This is a genomic window from Streptomyces albireticuli, from assembly GCF_002192455.1.
Classification (GTDB): Bacteria; Actinomycetota; Actinomycetes; order Streptomycetales; family Streptomycetaceae; genus Streptomyces; species Streptomyces albireticuli_B.
In genome coordinates, this window is sequence record NZ_CP021744.1 from 6559142 (window position 1) to 6578419 (window position 19278).

The window sequence follows — 19278 nt, forward strand, 5'->3', positions numbered from 1 at the left end:
ACAGGAAGGGCAGGAAGGCGCAGTGACGGACACCCCGGAAGCGGCCGCCGCACAGCAGCCGCTCGTCGTCCCCATGCAGATCGAGGCGCTGACCGTCAACGAACGGGTCCGCCTGGCGGAGGTCTTCCAGCGCTGGCAGGCCAACTACGCCCTCACCCGGCTGAACCTGTCGCCCGAACCGCCGGCGTTCTCCAACACGGACACCGCCTTCAACTCCGACCCCGATCGCGAAGGCGTCTACCTGCACTGGCAGTTGCCCGAGGCCCTCACGCACGGCACCGACACGGACGGCGACGGCGTCCCCGTCTTCCCGCTCGTCCCCAACCGGTGGCTGGTCGTCCGCCAGGCCGTCGCCACGGGGTCCGGCGAGCGCACCGACACCGGCTGGATCGTCGAGAGCGACCACCTCGACGCGGCCCTCGGCACCAGCCCCTACATGGACCGCGACGGGCGCCTCACCCGCATCGGGCGCCGCGTCGACCTGGCCTCGGGGGAGTGGAGCGAACCCGGCACCCCCGGCGGGCTGTTCCTCACCGCCGTCGGCCCCGGCCTGCCCACGTTCGCGGCCTACCAGCCGTACAACACCGACGTGTTCTCCGTGCACGACCGCACCGACGACCTCGACCCGGAGGCCGCCTGGCAGCTCAACTACCTCGTCGCCGGCTGGTACGGCGACCCCGCGGAGGACCCGCTGGCCGGCGACCTCGCCGCGCGGATGGCCGCCCTCCGCTGGACCGCCGGCGGCACGGCCCCGGACGCCGCCCGCACGGTCTGCCACGGCACCGTCCTCGACGTCGCCTGGCAGCGCCGGGGCAGCCCGATGCCCGCCTCCGACCGGCCCGACTACGTCACCATCGGCGTCGGCAACAACACCGAGCACGCCACGAAGGCCATCGAGGAGCACGCCGGCCGCCGGGCCGGCGCCCCGCCCGAGCTCGCCGCGCTCCTCTCGGCCGCCCACTCCGGCGTGCTCGACCTGCTCGACGAACCCGACGGGCAGTTCCGGGCCGAACGCGCCCTCCACGCCTCCTGGTTCACCCCCACGCACGCGGGCTACACCTGGGTTCTGGAGGACGTCCCGCCCGAGGCCCCCGCCCGGGGCGCGCGGCGCCGGACCCGTACCGCCCGGACCGCGTACGCCGAGGCCCTGGCCGGGCTCAACAAAGCACAGGCCGCCCACGACGCCGCCGTCCAGGACCTGATCGCCGCCCAGCGCAGGCTCTACGACCTGTGGTGGGCCGCCAACCTGCCCAAGGTCCCCGAGGCCCCCGGCGAACCCGCCGGCGCCTACCGCGAACGGCTCGACGCGCTGGTGCGGACCGCGACCGAGGAGGCCCGGGCCAGGCGCGACACTGTCGCCACGCTGCGCGCCGCGATCCCCTGGGCCGCATCCCCCGGCGACCTCGACGACGCCATCCGCGCCTACCAGGACACCCACGGGCTGCCCGTCGGCGAGGTCGTCCTCAAACGGGACGTCCTGCCCGGCTTCCAGCTCCCCAACGACCCCGTCGTCGTGATCCGCGGCACCAAGGACCGGCCCCTGCCGCCCGACCCCGAACAGCCCGCCACCACCGACCTCTACACGGTGCCCGAGGGCACGTACGGCGAAGAGGAGGAGGACGAGGACCCGCCGCTCGCCTGCCGCTGGCCGGCCGCGCTCGTCACCGGCGTACGGGTCGCCGGTACCACCGTCACCGCGAGCCAGGCGGACACCCCCGCGCCACCCCACCTGCCCGCGCCCGACGGCCTGGCCGGGGTGCTCGCCGCCTTGCTGCGGGAGCTCCTCCACCTCGCCCCCTCCAACGCCCGCGCCCTCGCCCGGGCCGCCGGCCACCAGGGCGACGTCACCGCGCTCGCCGAGGCCATGCGCGCCCCGGAGGAGAACGCGGTCGGCACCCCGGGCGCGTACACCGCCGCCTGGCGCCAGCCCTGGTCACCGCTGTTCTTCGAGTGGAAGGTCGACTACTTCCCCATCGAGTGGCAGGGCGACCCGGGGGACGGCGGCGCCGGGCGCGCCAACTGGAGCTTCGACGGGAGCTCCTACCGCTGGCTCGGCACCGGCGCCCACCCGGTCCCCGTCAGCCTCCGCGGCCGCCAGTTCCTCACGCCCACCCCCGGGAAGACCATGGCCGCCGCGCTGCGCCAGTACGCCCGGACCCACCCGGGACCGGCCGCCGGCGCCCTGCGCGCCCTGGCCCGGCAGGCCGACGACGCCGGCCTGTTCGCCCAGCCGCTCGTCGGCTTCACCGAGCAGCTCACGGCGCGCGGCCACACCCCGGCCTCGCTCAACCCGCACTCGCGGCTCTCGCCCGACCTGCGCACCGCGCTCACCGAGGCGGCCGCCCGCACCCTGCCGCCGGACCCCGGCGCCCGGCCGCGCCCCTTCACCGGCTGGAACGCCTCCCTCTACCAGCAGCTGCGCGCCGGGCAGTTCGCCTTCGAGCGGCTCGCCGTGATCGACCGCTTCGGGCACACCCTGCCGGCGATCTTCCCCGACCCGCGCGCCCTGCTCTTCGCGGCCGGCAACGAACCCGGCGACGTCATCGGCGTCGGCGTCCCCGCCCGCCGCTTCGCCCCTGAGCTCCCCGCCGAGCTCACCCCCTCGCTCAGGAACCCGGCCGCGCCCGCCCAGGGCCACCACACCATCAACCCGCCCACCTGGTACCGCTTCACCCAGCTCACGCCGCGCCTGCTCCAGCCGGCCCGCGCCGGGTTCACGCTGCTCGACGCCCTCGACGACCTCAACCCGCTCACCACGTCGAGCGACCCGGACACCACCGCCGTCGCGGCCTGGCTCGTCCCCGGGTACCTGGACCGGGCGCTGTACGCCTACGCGCCCGATGGTGCCCCGCTCGGCGAGCTGCGCACCACCCTCCCGCCCGACGGCGTCACCCGGGCCACCTGGCACCCGCTGCCGCACTCCCGTTACCGCACGATCGGCGAACTGCGCGACCCGTACCCGCACCTGCACGACTTCCTGGTGGCCCTGACCGCCGCCGACCGTGGACCGGCCGCCCTGCGTGCCCTCCTCACGGTCATCGACCGCACCCTGTCCACCACCGCGCCCGTCGGCGACGCCCCGCCGCCGCACACCCCGAGCGTGCTGCTCGGCCGCCCGCTCGCACTCCTGCGCGTCCGCCTCGGCATCGACCTGGACGGCCCGCCGTACACCGACCCGTCCTGGCGGAACCTGCGCGAGGGGACCCCGCCCGGCTACCCCTCCTACCGCTGGCCGGTCCGGCTCGGCGAGCGCAACGAGCTCGCGGACGGCCTCGTCGGCTACTTCCACGGCGACCACCGCGCCACCGACTACAGGCTGCTGCACACCGTGCTCGACACCCCCGAGCTCCCCGGCGAGGCCCGCGACTACTTCGCCCCCATCGGCACCGGCGCCTCCCTCACGCTGCCCGCCCGGCCGCCCGGCAGCGACCCCGAGAACCGCGACGCGGCCTTCCTCACCCTGCTCGCGGACCCGCGCGGCACCGTGCACGCCACCACCGACATCCTCCCCACGGCGGAGGTGCGGCTGCCCGCCCGGCTCGTCGAGCCTCCCCTCGCCGAGCTCCCGGTGTCCTTCCGGCTGGGCCCGCTGCCCACCACCCCGTACGTGCCCGAGCCGGACCCCGCGGGCAACGGCGGCCGCACCGTCCACCCGCCCGCGCTCCTGCTGCCCCGCCCCTCCGACCGGCACGGCACCTGGACCTGGGTGGAGAGCGCCACCGGCGATCAGTGGACCGAGGCCGGCACCCACGCCACCGACGGCGAGGCCCACCACCCGCACCCCGTCCCCGCCCTGCGCACCGGCCGCCTCACCCTGCGCCCCACCCCCGCCGACGAGACCGCCGAGACCGCCGCCGAGACCCAAGGAGACCGCCGATGACCGACGCGCCCCGAGCGGACCGGGCCACCCTGCTCAGCTACGCCCTGACGACCGTCCCCAACCCGCTCACCGCCAGCCCGCCGAACGTCAAGCCGGGCAACGAGGACGAGAACTCCTACGCCGACATCGACCTGGTCATCTCCAACAGCGGCACCACCCCCGTACGGTGCAGCAAGATCGCCATCGTGCTCCCCGTCGGCACCCTCGCCCAGGACCTGGCGCTCACCGGCGAGGGCATCTCCGCCTACGTCGAGCCCGACTCGGGCTGGACCGTCGTCGACGTCCAGTCGGACGTCCTGCTCGCGGTGCCGACGGCGGAGACCGCGGTGTTCCCGGCGGCGGGCGCGGAGAGCTCGTCGAAGGTACGGTTCAGCATCGCGCCGCAGGGCGGGGAGAGCGAGGTCACCGTCGACGGGCTGTACCTCACCCTCCGCCGGATCATGGTCAGCGACAAGGCGGGCGTCGCCCGGATCGGGATCGAGGAGTGGGCGGCGGAGGAGGGGCCGATCCCCGGCACGCCCCTCACCACGACCCTGGAGGTCGCGAAGTTCCCCTTCCGCAGCGGTGCCGACCCGGCCCCCGGCATCGGCCGCGCCCTTGTCGCCCTCACCGGCCAGGGCGGCCCGCCGGCCACCCGTGTCGCCGCGAACGCGCCGGTCCGCCTGGAATGGCACCACGTGCGGGGCGACAGCCACGAGCTGTACATGGACGGCCGGCGGGTCACCGACGCCGGGATCGCGGGCGGCAGCAAGTACGACGTCCCGGCCGACACCGTGCGGCGCGACACGGCGTTCGCCCTCAAGACGGTCACGCCCACCCCGGACGGCGGCTTCGTGGTGCGCTGGGACCACCTGACCGTGTGCGTCACGGACCAGACGCTGGACGCGCTGACGGTGAGCGGGGCCCTCCAGGCGAACGGCAGCCTGACGACGGGCAGCGCGGCGGAGACGAAGTTCAACCACCCCGTCTCCGTCCTGAACGGCAAGAAGCTGACCGCGACCGGCGAACTGCGCGTCGACGGCAACGCCTCGGTCGGCGGTACGGCCGGGATCACCGGGAAGCTGACGGCGGACGGGGACGTGCAGGTCAACAAGACGTTCAAGACGAGCACCGCCGGTGAGTCCGTCTTCTATCACAACGTCACGATCTATACGCCGGCCAAGCTGGTCGTCGGCAAGGACATGCAGGTCAACGGGAGCGTCACCGGTTCGCTCAATGTCGCGGGCACGGTGAGTGCCGGGGTCGACGTCACGCGGGGCGGCAAGGGTGTCCTCGCCCACAACGACCGGATCAGCATGAGCAACACGCAGTACGGGGGCTACCTCTACGCACCGGCCTACGACTACGACGGTGACCGCGCGTACATCTTCCGGTGGAAGCCGGGCAATCCGATCAGTAACGGCTACTGGAAGATCGAGCGGAACGGCACGACCGCCGAGGCGCCCCCGGACCTCCCCTCCGCCGAGGACACTCCCGCCACCACCGAACCCCCGGCCGGCGAGTGAGCCACCTGGGTGTGGTCACGGTGAGTGTCCGGTTCCGTCCGCAAGGTCACCGTACCGACTTGTGACCGAACCGTCGCCACCACGGTCGCAACCCACGCCCCACTGAGGGAGTCCTCCCCTCCAGTAGGCTTCCCGGCGTGCGTCCCCGACGGGCGCGCGCCGGGCAGAGGTCGTCAATCGGGAGGAACCGGCGTTGCACATCCAGGAATGGCTAGAGACAGTACCGGCGGTCGCCGTCTACCTCCTGGTGGGCGGGGTCATCGGGCTGGAGAGCCTGGGCATCCCGCTCCCCGGTGAGATCGTCCTCGTCAGCGCCACGCTGCTGGCCGCCACGCAGGACCACATCAACCCCTACGTGCTCGGCGGCTGCGCCATCGCCGGCGCGATCATCGGTGACTCGATCGGCTATCTGATCGGCCGCAAGGGCGGCAAGCCGCTGCTGGAGTGGCTCGGCCGGAAGTTCCCCAAGCACTTCGGCCCGCACCACGTCGCCACCGCCGAGCGCTCCTTCCAGAAGTGGGGCATGTGGGCGGTCTTCGTCGGCCGCTTCATCGCCCTGCTGCGGATCTTCGCCGGCCCGCTGGCCGGTGTGCTGAAGATGCCGTACTGGAAGTTCCTCATCGCCAACGTCCTCGGCGGCATCGTCTGGGCCGGCGGCACCGTCGCGGTGATCTACAGCGTCGGCAAGGTCGCCGAGGAGTGGCTGAAGAAGTTCTCCTGGCTCGGCCTGGTCGCCGCCGTGCTGTTCGGCCTCGGCTCGTTCGTCGTCATGCGGATCAAGGCCAAGAAGGCCGCCCGGGCCGCCGAGGCCGAGGCCGCGGTCGCCCCGAGCCCGGCCGGGACCGAGGCGGTCGCCGCCGCCGAGTGAGGCGGGGCACGGCCGTCCGCCGAGCGGGCCCCCGGGTCTCCCACGTGGGAGACCCGGGGGCCTTTTCCGTACGCGGGGGAGGGGACTCCCGGCTCAGCCGTTCGCCTGGGTGATGCTCAGCCGGACCAGGTCGGCGAGGGTCGGCGCGGAGCGCTTGGCGCGGATGCGGCGGGTGTACGTGCCCACGGTGTGCACGCTGATGCCGAGCCGCCTCGCGATCTGGTGGTAGGTCAGACCGGCGCCGATGTGCGCCAGCACCTCGCGCTCGCGGGGTGACAGGCTGGGCGGCCCGCTCTGCGCGGTGTGGCCGGGCATCATCTCTCTCCATGGGTATGGCGGTGGAGCCGGCGCGCCGTGCCGGGCGGCCCGCCCGGCTTGTGGCCCGGCCCGGCCGTGTGCACAGCGCAATCCCCTTGTGACACACAACGATCTAATCACGAGACCGGTGAAAAGCAAGCAAAAAGTGGCGCCGCCCACTTCTCGCATGCCAACTCCCGTGAGATAGGCCGAAGGGAGGATGTCAAGTCCCCAACTCGCGTGGCTCCAGACACGCTTCGAACCGGGCGACTGTGGACGCGGCCTCCGCCGACCGCGGCGCCCATCGGAGGCCGACTGGAGGGGGACGCGCGTGGGGCACTTCCGGCTGCTCGTGATCGGGAACGGGATCTCGGCATACGGCAGCTATCTGAACATGGTGGCGCTGAACGTCTTCGTCTACCACGTGTCGGGCAGCGCGCTCGTCGCCGGCCTCTTCATGGCCGTACGCCTGGTGACGAACGTGCTGGCGGGCTTCGTGGCCGGGCGCCTGGTCTCCCGCCACGACCGCAAGCGCCTGATGGTCGGCGCCGACCTCACCCAGGCCACCGCGCTGGTGCTCCTGCTGCTGTCCCCCGACGCCGGGCGGGTCCCGCTGCTCTTCGCGCTGGCCGTGGTGACGGGCGCCTGCTCGACCCTGTCCCAGGTGGCGCTCCGCAGCAGCGTCCCGGAGATCGTCGGCCCCGGCCTGCGCACCCGGGCGAACGGCCTGCTGGTCACCGGCCGTTCGCTCGCCATGATCGCCGGATTCGCGTCCTCCGGTGTGGTGGTCGCCGGGCTCGGCTACCACTACGCCTTCGCGCTCGACGCCGCCACCTTCGTCGTCTCCGCGACGGTCCTCTTCCTGCTGCCGATCCGCACCCGCGCCGCGGCGGAGCCGGACGCTCCGGGAAAGCCGGACCCGGCCGCCGCGGAGTGGGGCGTCCGCTTCCTGCTGCGGACGGCACCGCTGCTGGCGGTGATGATCGCCGTCCGGGCCGTCGACGGACTGGGTTCCTCGTCCCACAACGTCGCCCTGCCCATCTACTCGGACAGCCTGAACCCCGGCCACCCCGCCACGTTCGTCAGCCAGTTCTGGGCCACCTGGGCGCTCGGCAACATCGTCGCCCAGCAGCTGTGCGGTCGCTTCCTGACCAAGGGCCGCCGCTCACCGGGGGAGCGCGCCTTCGCCGTCGGCTCCTGTGTGATGTCGGCGGGCTTCATCCTCGTCTTCTGCGGGCTGCCCACCGTGCCCGCCATCGCCGCCGCGCTGGTCGCCGGGGCGGCCGACGGCTTCACCGAGATCGTGTACGTGACCCGGCTCCAGGCCGCCCCCGACGCGCAGCGCGGCCGGCTGTTCGGACTCTCCGCCTCCGCCGAGAACACCGGCTTCGGCCTCGGCATGATCGTCAGCGCCGCCCTCCTCGACCACTTCGCCCCCCTGCCGGTGGTATCCGTCTTCCACGGCTGCGCCATCGCCCTGTGCCTCGTCCTCCTCGCCGTGCTGTTCCGGCGCGGGCCCGCCCTCGCGCGGCGCGAGAAGGAAGGCGGCGGCGCACGGGAGGCGGCGGCCGGCCGGGACCTGCCCACCGCGGAAGGACACAGCGCATGAGCACGACCACTCCCCGGGCCGGCGACCCGGCCATGGCCGTCATCGGCATGGCCTTCCGCCTCCCCGGCGGATCCGACACCCCCGAGGCGTTCTGGCGCGTCATCCGCGACGGCACCGACTGCGTCACCCGCTTCACCGAGGAGGAGCTGGCCGCCGCGGGCATCCCCGCGGAGAAATACCGCGCCCCCGACTTCGTCGGCGCCGCCGGGATCCTGGACGACGTCTCCGGCTTCGACGCCCCGCACTTCGGCATGAGCGCCCGCGAGGCCCGGCTTACCGACCCGCAGCACCGGATGTTCCTGGAGTGCGCCCAGCACGCGCTGGAGAACGCCGGCTACCCCGGAGAGCGCGACGGCACCCGCATCGGTGTCTACGCGACCACCGGCTACCACCTGTACTCCATGGAGAACTACCTGCTCAACAACGTCCTCACCGGCGCCACCGAGGACGACTGGCTCTCCCGGATGCAGATCATGGTCGGCAACTACACCGACTTCACCGCCACCCGCGTCTCCTACCGCCTGGGCCTCACCGGCCCCTCCGTCAGCGTCCAGACCGGCTGCTCCGGTTCGCTGGTCGCCGTGCAGCAGGCCGCCCAGGCGCTGCTCCTCGGCGACTGCGACGTCGCCCTCGCCGGCGCCACCGCCGTCCACGTGCCGCAGGTGCTCGGCTACCGCTACGTCAAGGGCTCCATCCTCTCCAGGAGCGGCCGGCTGCGGGCCTTCGACGCGGCCGCGGACGGCACCGTCGGCGGCACCGGCGTCGTGGCCGTCGTCCTGAAGCGCCTGGAGCGGGCGGTCGCCGACGGCGACACCGTCCACGGCGTGATCCGCGGCTGGGGCGTCACCAACGACGGCGCGGGCAAGAAGGCGTACGCGGCGCCCAGCGCCGAGGGCCAGCGGGCCGCGATCCGCCGGGCCCTGGACCGGGCCGGCGTCGGCGCGGACACCATCGGCTATCTGGAGACCCACGGGACCGGCACCCTCAAGGGCGACCCCATCGAATTCGACGCCGCCACCGCCGCGTTCCGCGAGGACACCGCGCGGACCGGCTACTGCGCGCTCGGCTCCACCAAGGCCAACATCGGCCACCTCGACGTCGCCTCCGGACTGGCCGGCCTCGTCAAGACGCTGCTGGTCCTCCAGCACGGCGTCATCCCGCCGATGGCGAACTTCAGCACCCCCAACCCCCTGCTGGACCTGGCCGGGAGCCCCTTCCACATCCCCCGCGCCGCCACCCCCTGGCCGCGGGGCGACACCCCGCGCCGGGCCGGCCTCACCTCCCTCGGCGTCGGCGGCACCAACGTCCACCTCGTCCTCGAACAGGCGCCGGAACCCGCGCCCCGGACCGGCCGCGCCCGGCCGCCCGGCGTGGCGCTCCTCTCCGGCAGCGACGAGCGGGCCCTCGCGGACGGCGCCCGCGCCCTGCGCGACCACGTGCGGCGGAACCCCGGCACCGACCTCGCCGACCTCGTCACCACCACCGCGCTCGGCCGCGTCCACGGCCGGCACCGGATCGCCGTCCGGGGCACCACCACCGCCGCGCTCGCCGACGCCCTCGACGCCTGGCTCACCGACCCGGCCACCGCCCCGGCCGCCACCGGCACGGCACCCCGCGAGGGCGCCGCCCGCGTCGGCCTGATGTTCACCGGGCAGGCCAGCCCGTACCCCGGCATGGCGACGGCGCTGTACGAGCGGTTCCCCGCCGTGCGCGAGGTCCTCGACACCTGCGAGCGCCTCCACGGCGACCTCTACGGCACCTCGCTCCTCGAAGGGCTGCTCGGCACCGGCACCCCGCCCGGGGACGGGGTGTGGCCCACCGACACCGCGCAGCCCGCGCTGTTCGCGCTCCAGGCCGCGACGGTCCGGCTGTGGCGCGCCGCCGGCCTCGCCCCGGACGCCGTCACCGGCCACAGCGTCGGCGAGTACGCCGCCCTGCACGCGGCGGGCGCCCTCTCGATGAAGGACGGCCTCCGCCTCACCGCGGAGCGCGGCCGGCTGATGCGGCGCCTCTGCGCACCGGGCGGGATGGTCGCCGTGCCCCTCGACCGCGCCGCGGCGGCCGGGCTGGCCGCCGAGGTGCCCGGCCTGGAGCACGCCGTCACCAACGGCGAGCGCGGCCAGGTGCTCGCCGGGCCCACCACCGCCGTGGAGCAGCTCCTCGCCCTGCTCGACGCGCGAGGGATCCGGGGCGAACGGCTGCCGGTGGACCGCGCCTTCCACACCGCGACGACGGACCCCGCCCTCGCGCCCTTCCGGGCGGTGCTCGCCGGTGTGACCTTCCGGCCCGTGACGGTCCCCTTCGTCAGCGGCCTCGACGGGCACGTCCACGCCCCCGGCTGGACCCCGGACGCCGACTACTGCGTACGCCAGACGCGCGAGCCGGTGCGCTTCGACCTGGCGCTGCGCGCCCTCGGCGAGCGGGACCTCGCCGCCGTCGTCGAGGCGGGGCCGCACACCACGCTCAGCGGCCTGGCCCGGCGGGCCCTGCCCGGCGTACGGGCCCTGCCCACGCTGCGCCGCGGCGCCGGGGCGGAGGCGCTGTGGTCGGCGGCCGCGGAGCTGCACTGCGCGGGCGCGGACCTCGACTGGCGCCCGCTCGTCGCGGGCAGCGGGGGCCGGAGGATCCCGCTGCCCGGCTATCGATTCCAGCACCAGCACTACTGGACGGGGCCGGAGCCGACGGCCCCGCGTACCGGAACACCAGAGACAGATGGAGCCACAGTGGTACAGCACGAGGCAGCGGTCGAACGGGTTCTCCGCAGCATCATCGAGTCGACCGCCCGGCATCTCGGCCACGACCCGGCCGCGATCCACGGCGGTACCTCCTTCTTCGACCTCGGCGCGGACTCGCTCCAGATGATCAGCGTGCTCCGGGAGCTGGAGCAGGAGCACCGGGTCAAGGTGACGATGCGGGAGCTGTTCGAGGAGACGGGTACGCCGCGGCAGCTCGCGGAGCTCATCGCCGGCCGGACGGCGGCTCCGGAGGGTGCGCCGGCCGTGACGGAGGCACCGGCGCCGGTGGCCCTGGAGCCCGCCGCTCCGGAACCGCCGGCCGTGGACCGGCCGGTCCTGCGGCAGCCGCCGGTGCCGACGCCGGAGCCCGTCGCCGCGCCCGAGCCGGCCCCGGCCGCTGCGGCTGCCGCCGTGCCCGAGTACGCCACGCGGGGCGAGCTGGAGGACCTCGCGCACAAGCTGCACCAGATATCGCAGATACAGCTTCAGATGATGTCCCAGCTGTCGCAGCTGCTCGCCCTCCAGACGGCGGCCGCGACGTCCGGGCTCAGCGGCCTCAACGGTGTCAACGGGCACGGCGGCGGCCTCAACGGCGTCGGCAACGGCAACGGCAAGGCCGCCCGGTGACCGGGCTCAGCGCCGCCTCCGCGGCCCTCGACCAGGACTTGGCCGCCATGGCCGAGCTCTCGCGGCGCATCGCGCGCCAGCTGGGCACGCCGGAGGTCACCGACGCCCCGGAGACCTCTGCGAACCCGGCGGCCCCCGCGGCCCCGGAGAGCACGGACGGTGCCGGAGCCGCCGCCTCCCAGGAGGCGCAGCCGCAGCGCTCGCACGGCCCCCGGGTGAGCGTCGCGCGCTCCTCCGGCATGGTCCGCGGCGCCTCGCCGAGGTCCCAGCAGGACCACCTCGACGACCTCGTCCGCCGCTACACGGCCAAGTCCCCGACGTCCAAGAGCATCGCCCAGCGCTACCGCCGGGTGCTCGCCGACAGCCGGGCCGTCGTGGGCTTCCGCAGCGGGACCAAGGAGATGCTGTACCCCATCGCGGGCCGCCGGGCGGGCGGCTCGCGCCTGGAGGACGTCGACGGCAACGCGTACGTCGACATCACCATGGGCTTCGGCGTGCTCCTCTTCGGCCACGAGCCGGCCTTCGTGAGCGAGGCGGTCCGCGAGCACCTGTCGCGCGGCGTCCAGCTCGGCCCCCGCACGATCGAGACGGGCGAGTCCGCCGAGCTGCTCGCCGGGCTGACCGGCATGGAGCGGGTGGCCTTCGCCAACTCGGGCACCGAGGCGAACTCCGGCGCGATCCGGCTGGCCCGCGCCGCCACCGGCCGCGACAAGATGGTCATCTTCAACGGCGCGTACCACGGCCACGCCGACACCGTCCTCGGGCGCGCGTCGGGCGCCGGGGCGGGCCGGCCCACCGTGCCCGTATCCAGCGGCATCCCGCACAGCGCCGTCGCCGACCTGCTGGTCCTCGACTACGGCAGCCAGGACTCGCTGGACACGATCGAGCGGCTCGCCGGTGAGATCGCCGTGGTCGTCGTCGAGCCCGTGCAGAGCCGGCACCCGTCCCTCCAGCCGGTCGCGTTCGTCCGCGCGCTGCGGGAGCTGACACGGCGCCACGGCATCGTCCTGATGTTCGACGAGATGCTGACGGGCTTCCGGCCGGCCGCGCGCGGCGCCCAGGAGCTGTACGGCGTGACGCCCGACCTCGCCACCTACGGCAAGCTGCTGGGCGGCGGCTTCCCGATCGGCGCCATCGCGGGCCGGGCGGACATCATGGACGGCGTCGACGGCGGCTACTGGTCGTACGGCGACGACAGCTACCCGCCCGCCGACACGACCTTCTTCGGCGGCACGTACATCCAGCACCCGGTGTCGATGGTCGCGGCGCGGGCCGTGCTGACCCACCTCAAGGAGCACAGCCCCACGCTCCAGCGGCGCCTCAACGCCCGTACGGACGAACTGGCCGCCACGCTCAACGCCTTCTTCGAGGCCGAGGAGTACCCGCTGCGGATGAGCCACTTCGGCTCGCAGTTCCGCTTCGACCACCGCGCGGACATGGAGCTGCTCTACCACCACCTGATGCTGCGCGGCGTGCACGTCTGGGAGTGGCGCAACTTCTTCCTCTCGACCGCGCACTCCGACGGCGACATCGAGTTCATCGCGGACGCGGTCAAGGACTCCCTGCGCGAGCTGCGCGGCGCGGGCTTCTTCCCGGGCGGCCCGGCGATCCCCCCGAGGCCGTCCCCGGCACCGCTCCCGGAGGCCGGGCCGGCCCCGCAGGCACGAGCCGCGGCGCTCGCGCCTGCGGTGAGTGCCGCGCCTGCGGTGAGTGCCGCGCCTGCGGTGAGTGCCGCGCCTGCGGTGAGTGCCGCGCCTGCGGTGAGTGCCGCGCCTGCGGTGAGTGCCGCGCCTGCGGTGAGTGCCGCGCCTGCGGTGAGTGCCGCGCCTGCGGTGAGTGCCGCGCCTGCGGTGAGTGCCGCGCCTGCGGTGAGTGCCGCGCCTGCGGTGAGTGCCGCGCCTGCGGTGAGTGCCGCGCCTGCGGTGAGTGCCGCGCCTGCGGTGAGTGCCGCGCCTGCGGTGAGTGCCGCGCCTGCGGTGAGTGCCGCGCCTGCGGTGAGTGCCGCGCCTGCGGTGAGTGCCGCGCCTGCGGTGAGTGCCGTCGTCCCCTCCATGGCCCTCAACGCGGCCGCCGCCCGGCCCGTGGTCCCGGCCCCCGCCGGCCCCCCGGTGGCGCGGGCCGCCCGTCGCGTCACCGACTTCAGCATCTACTTCTTCGGCGACTACCCCCAGGACGACGACGCCCCCCGCCAGGGCAAGTACGAACTCCTGATGGAGACCGCCCGCTTCGCCGACCGGCACGGGTTCCACGCGCTGTGGATGCCCGAGCGGCACTTCCACTCCTTCGGCGGGCTGTTCCCCAACCCCGCCGTGCTCGCCGCCGCGCTGTCCCGCGAGACCGAGCGGATCCGGCTCAACGCCGGCTCCGTCGTCCTGCCGCTCCACGACCCCGTCCGCGTCGCGGAGGAGTGGTCGATGGTCGACAACCTCTCCGGCGGGCGCATCGGGATCGGCGTGGCCAGCGGCTGGCACGCGCACGACTTCGTCTTCTTCCCCGAGCGCTTCGGGCGCCACCGGGAGCTGATGTACGAGCAGCTGGAGGACGTCCGCCGGCTCTGGCACGGCGAGGCCCTCACCCGTACCACCGGCGACGGCGAGGCGGGCGTCAAGCTGTTCCCCCGGCCCGTGCAGGACACCCCGCCGATGTACACGGCGGTCGTCGGCAACCCCGCGTCGTACGAGCTCGCGGCCCGGCACGGCCTCGGCATCGTCACCAACCTGATGACGCAGAGCGTCGAACAGCTCCGCGACAACGTCGCGCTCTACCGCCGCACCCGCGCCGCCCACGGCCTCGACCCCGCCGCCGGCCGGGTCGCCGTCCTGCTGCACACCTACCTCGCCGCCGACCACGACACCGCGCGCGCCGAGGCCTACGAACCGCTGTCCCGCTACATGCGGGCGTCCCTGTCCCTCTTCGGCGGCGTCGCCAACAGCCTCGGCCACAACGTCGACCTGGCCGCCCTCAGCGAGGACGACCTCGACACCCTCTTCCGCCGCGCCTACGACCGCTACTGCGACCAGCGCGCCCTCATCGGCTCGGTGGACAGCGTCTCGGCCGTCGTCGACGCCGTCACCGAGGCCGGCGCCGACGAGATCGTGTCGCTCGTCGACTTCGGCGTGACCCCCGACGCGCTGCGCAGCGGCCTCGTGCACGCCGACGCGCTGCGCCGCCGTCACCAGGAGGAGCGGCCCCCGGCCGCGAAGGACGCCCCGCTCTCCCCGGGCCAGGAGCGCATCTGGTTCCTGGAGCGGATGCTCCCGGGCCGCACCGCCTACAACGAGACCAAGGCCGTCCGCCTCGACGGCCCGCTCGACGTGCCCGCCCTGCGCGCGGCCCTGCGCGGCCTCGTCGCCCGGCACGAGGGGCTGCGGACCGTCTTCCGGGAGACCGGCGGCGAGCCCCGGCAGCTCGTCCTGCCGCCGGGCGAACCGGACTTCGAGGTCGTCGACGGCACGGACTCCGGCGAGGCCCTGCGAACCGTCCTGGACGCCGAGAGCGCCCGCCTCTTCGACCTCGCCGAGGGGCCGCTGTTCGTCACCCGCCTGGTGCGCGAGGGCGAGGACCGGCACGTCCTGGTCCTGTCCCTGCACCACATCGTCGTCGACGCGGCCTCGGCCACGGTCCTGGCCCGCGACCTGTCGGACCTCTACCGCGCCGGGCGGGACGGCACCCCCGCCGCCCTGCCCGCCCCGGCCTGGACCTACGCTGACTACGCCCGTGAGCAGCACGGCCAGGCCACGGCGGACGCGGCGGCCGGGGACGGCCACGGCCCCGACCTCGCGTACTGGCTCGACGCGCTCGGCGGCGGGCTGCCCGACCTGGAGCTGCCCACCGACCGCCCGCGCCCCGCGGCGATGACCTCCCACGGACGGGCCGTCTTCCGCACCCTCGACCCCGGACTGTCCGCGCGCCTGCGCGACCTGGCCCGGGGCCACCGCGCCACCCTGTTCATGACCCTGCTCACCGGCTACGCGGCCATGCTGCACCGGGTCACCGGGCAGGAGGACCTCGTCATCGGCACCCCGATGTCGAACCGGCCGGAGCGGGCCGAGGACGTGCTCGGCTTCTTCGTCAACACCCTCGCCCTGCGCCTCGACCTCTCCGGCGACCCGGCGTTCGGCACCCTCCTGGAGCGCGTGCGGACCGTCGCCCTGGACGCCTACGACCACGCCGCCGTGCCCTTCGAGACGGTGGTGCGCGCCCTCGCCCCGCGCCGGGTGACCGACCGCACCCCGGTCTTCCAGACCCTCGCCGAGTTCCAGCGCGACGAACCGTTCCGCTTCGAGCTGCCGGGCGTCACGGCCACCCCGCTGGACGCGGGACCCGACAAGGCCCTCACGGACCTCACCGTCTACTTCACCGACCAGCCCCAGGGCATCCGCTGCCACCTGGAGTACAACACCGACCTGTTCGACCCGGAGACCGTCGACCGCTTCTTCGCGACCTTCCGGGACATCCTGGAGGCCGCCGCCGACGCCCCCACGACCCCGCTGTCCCGGCTCGCCGCACCGGTGGCCGACGGCGACCCCGTGCCCGCCGCCTGGCAGCGCGGCCCCGTCCGCCCGCCGGCCGCGGACCCGGCCGGCACCACCCTCCACGAACTCGTCGCCCGGCAGGCGGCGGCCGCCCCGGACCGCACCGCCGTGGTCTCCGGCGCCACCGTGCTGACCTACCGCGAGCTGGAGGAACGGGCCGAACGGCTCGCCGCCGTGATCCGGGAACGGTCCGGCGCCCCCGGCACCGACGGGACCGTCGCCCTGTGGCTGCCGCGCTCGGCCGACCTCGTCGTGGCCATGCTCGCCGTCCTGAAGTCCGGCCGCGCCTACGTCCCGCTGGACCCGGCGCTCGGCCGCCCGCGCGCCGAGGCCGTCCTCGCCGAGTGCGGCGCCCGGACCCTGATCAGCACCCGGGCCGCGGCGGCGGAGCTCGACCTGCCCGACGGGCTGGCCGTGGTGACCCCCGAGGACACTCCCGACGACACCCCGGCGGGCTCCGCCGGCACCCCGGCCGGCACCGGCGCCGGGTCCCTCGCCTACGTCGTCCACACCTCCGGCAGCACCGGCCGCCCCAAGGGCGTCGCCGTCCCCCACAGCGCCGTCGTGGACCTCTGCCACTGGCACCACCGGCGGTTCGGCACCACCCCGGACGACCGGTTCGCGGTCGTGTGCGGGCAGAGCTTCGACGCCGCCGTCCTGGAGGTCTGGCCCGCCCTGACCGCGGGCGCCTCCGTCACCGTCGCCGACGAGTCCGTACGCAAGGACCCGCTCGCCCTGGCCCGCTGGTACGCGGCACAGGGTGTCACCCTCTCCATCCTGCCGACCGCGCTCGGCGAGGCCGTGCTGGAGCTCCCGGCCGGCGTCCAGCCGCCGCTGCGCCACCTCCTGACGGGCGGTGACGTCCTGCGCACCCGGCCCCGGCCCGAGGCGCCGTACGAGACGGTCAACGTGTACGGGCCCACCGAGGTCACCGTGCTGTGCACCGTCGAAACCGTCCTCCCCGGCCCCGACGACGAGGAGATCGGCATCGGCCGGCCCGTCGACAACGTCCGGCTGCGGGTGCTGGACGCCTCCGGCGCACCGGTCCCCGTCGCGACCGTGGGCGAGCTGTACGTCGGCGGCCCCGGCGTGGCCCGCGGCTACCTCGGCAGGCCCGCCGAGACCGCGGAGAGCTTCCTCCCGGACCCCGAGGGCGGCCCGGACGACCGGCTCTACCGCACGGGCGACCTGGTGCGCTGGGCGCCGGACGGCGGCCTGCGCTTCCACGGCCGGACCGACGACCAGGTGAAGATCCGGGGCTTCCGGGTCGAGCCCGAGGAGGTCTCCCGCGCGCTCAACGCCCTCGACGGCGTCCGCGAGGCGGTCGTCCTGGCCCGCCGCGACGGCCGGGGTGAGGCCTTCCTCGCCGCCTTCGCCGTACCGGCGGACCCGGTGGGGGAGACCGCCGCCGACCGGCAGGCCTTCGCCGACCTCATGGCCGACGAACTGGCCACCCGGCTGCCGGAATACCTCGTACCGCGCGCCTGGTCGGTGCTCCCCGGCCTGCCCCTGACCGGCAACGGCAAGCTGGACCGCGCCGCCCTGCCGCAGGCGCGGCTCGTCACCAAGGCGACGACCGCCGGCAAGGAGGCCACCGTCCGGGCGGCCGCCGAGGCCGTTCCCGCCGCACCGCCCGCCGCACCGCCCGCCGCACCGGGCATCGGACGGCGGCTGCGCGAGCTCTGGGCCGATCAGTTCGGCACCGACCCCGAGGCCCTCGACCCCGACGCGTCGTTCTTCGACCTCGGCGGGCACTCCATCACCGCGATCCGGCTGATCAACCGGGTGCGGGACGCCTTCGGCACCGACTATCCGATGGTGGCCTTCTACCAGGAGCCCACCCTGCGGGCCATGACGGACCGGCTGACCGCCGAAGCGGACGGCGCGGCGGGCGGTGCGGAGGGCGGCGACGCCGTGGAGGGCCGGGCACCGGCCACCTCCCAGCAGATCCGCTTCGTCGCCGCGCACCGCGCCCACGCGCTGCCCCAGGTGTTCAACGTGGCCCTGCGGATCACCCTGTCCGGGACGCTGGACGCCGCCGCGCTGCGGACCGCCCTCACCCGGCTCGTCGAACGGCACGAGTCCCTGCGCACCCGCTACGTCCAGGAGGACGGCGAGTGGTACCAGGAGGTGCTCCCGGCCCGCCCGGTGGACCTCCCGGTCGAGGAGGCGCGCGGCGACGAGGCCGTACGCATCGCCACCGAGCTCGCCAACACCCCCTTCGACCTGGAGGGGGGCACCACCGCACCGGTCCTGCGCCTGCTGCGGACCGGGGACGCCGACTGGGCGCTGCTGGTCGTGCTGCACCACTCCATGTGCGACGGATGGGCCGTCAGCCTGCTGCTGAAGGAGATCGCCGCCCTCTACCGGGCCGCCGTCACCGGCACGCCCGACGGCCTCCCGACGCCGCCGCAGCCCTCCGCCTTCGCCCGGTGGCAGCGGGAGCACACGCCCGCGACGTCCGCCGAGGCCAGGCTGGAGCACTGGACGCGGGAGCTGGACGGCGCCGTCTTCCGGCACACGCTGCCGCTGGACCGGCCGCGCCCGGACACCCTCAGCGGGCACGGCGGAGCCGTCATGTTCACCGTCCCGGCCAGGGTGCGGGAAGCCGTGGAGGCACTCGCCAGGCGGCGCGGCACGACCCCGTACGCCGTTACCGCGGCCGCCCTCGGCCTGCTGTTCTCCCGGAAGGCCGGGCAGCCCGAGGCCGTGCTCAGCGTGCCCTACGCGGGCCGGGACCGGCGGGAGTTCGAGCAGCTGGTGTCCTGCACGACCGCGGCGTTCGTGCTGCGCGTCCGCGCCGCCGAGGCCGCGTCCTTCGGCGACCTCGTCGACCAGGTGGCCCGCGCGTCCGTCCGGGCGGTCGAGCACGTGGTGCCGCCCCGGGACCTGGCTCCGGCCCTGCGTGAACGCCTGGGCGTCGAGATGCCCGCCCCGCTGCCGCTCGGCTTCGCCTACCAGAACTCCCTGGAGGCGGAGATCGAGCTGCCGGGACTGACCGCGTCCGTGGAGGACCTCGCCCCCGCCGCCAGCCGCACGGAACTCAGCCTCGGGCTCGTCCCCGCCGGGGACATGTACACCGGTTACGTGGAGTACGCGGCCGACCTGTGGGACCACGCCACCGTCGAGGGCTGGGTCCGGGACTACGCCGCGCTGCTGGAGGAGGAGACCGGCCGGGCGCTGCGCGACTGAGCGCGTACCGGCCGGCCGGGGTGGGGCGAA

At 74.8% G+C, this 19278-nt stretch carries 7 protein-coding genes; 6 read left to right on the top strand and 1 reads right to left on the bottom strand.

The genetic code is table 11. The annotated features are described in order from the left end of the window. Positions 1-22 precede the first annotated feature (22 nt). From SMD11_RS28495 to SMD11_RS28505, 3 genes are all read left to right on the top strand, one after another. Positions 23-3880 (top strand): hypothetical protein, encoded by a 3858-nt coding sequence (locus SMD11_RS28495; protein WP_087929168.1) that lies wholly within the window; start codon positions 23-25, stop codon positions 3878-3880. Continuing rightward, positions 3877-5385 carry a polymer-forming cytoskeletal protein gene (locus SMD11_RS28500; RefSeq protein ID WP_087929169.1) on the top strand — a complete coding sequence of 503 codons (1509 nt, stop codon included), beginning with the start codon at positions 3877-3879 and terminating at the stop codon, positions 5383-5385. Before SMD11_RS28495 ends, SMD11_RS28500 begins: the two co-directional genes overlap by 4 nt. Before the next feature lie 193 nt (positions 5386-5578). Beyond that, positions 5579-6253, top strand: coding sequence for a DedA family protein (locus SMD11_RS28505; protein WP_087929170.1), 675 nt, complete (start codon positions 5579-5581; stop codon positions 6251-6253). A 93-nt stretch (positions 6254-6346) separates the two neighbouring features. Here the strand turns inward: SMD11_RS28505 and SMD11_RS28510 are convergent, their stop codons facing one another. After that, complete coding sequence (locus tag SMD11_RS28510; protein ID WP_087930780.1) at positions 6347-6568, bottom strand: response regulator transcription factor; 222 nt, start codon at positions 6566-6568, stop codon at positions 6347-6349. Between the two features lie 313 nt (positions 6569-6881). On the opposite strand from SMD11_RS28510, the gene SMD11_RS28515 reads away from it, so the two are divergent. Genes SMD11_RS28515 through SMD11_RS28525 form a run of 3 tightly spaced genes read left to right on the top strand, consistent with a single transcriptional unit; the run spans position 6882 to position 19248 of the window. Beyond that, complete coding sequence (locus tag SMD11_RS28515) at positions 6882-8159, top strand: MFS transporter (RefSeq protein WP_087929171.1); 1278 nt, start codon at positions 6882-6884, stop codon at positions 8157-8159. Continuing rightward, entirely contained in the window at positions 8156-11521 is a 3366-nt protein-coding gene (locus SMD11_RS28520) for a type I polyketide synthase (RefSeq protein WP_087929172.1), read from the top strand. The genes SMD11_RS28515 and SMD11_RS28520 overlap by 4 nt, the downstream gene beginning before the upstream one ends. Then, positions 11518-19248, top strand: a complete 7731-nt coding sequence (locus SMD11_RS28525) for a non-ribosomal peptide synthetase (protein WP_087929173.1) — start codon at positions 11518-11520, stop codon at positions 19246-19248. Before SMD11_RS28520 ends, SMD11_RS28525 begins: the two co-directional genes overlap by 4 nt. Positions 19249-19278: the final 30 nt, after the last annotated feature.

Bases quoted from the DNA above. Each gene is read 5' to 3' on its own strand.
- SMD11_RS28500 (WP_087929169.1), top strand. From the start codon at position 3,877: ATGACCGACGCGCCCCGAGCGGACCGGGCCACCCTGCTCAGCTACGCC.
- SMD11_RS28510 (WP_087930780.1), bottom strand. From the start codon at position 6,568: ATGCCCGGCCACACCGCGCAGAGCGGGCCGCCCAGCCTGTCACCCCGC.
- SMD11_RS28520 (WP_087929172.1), top strand. From the start codon at position 8,156: ATGAGCACGACCACTCCCCGGGCCGGCGACCCGGCCATGGCCGTCATC.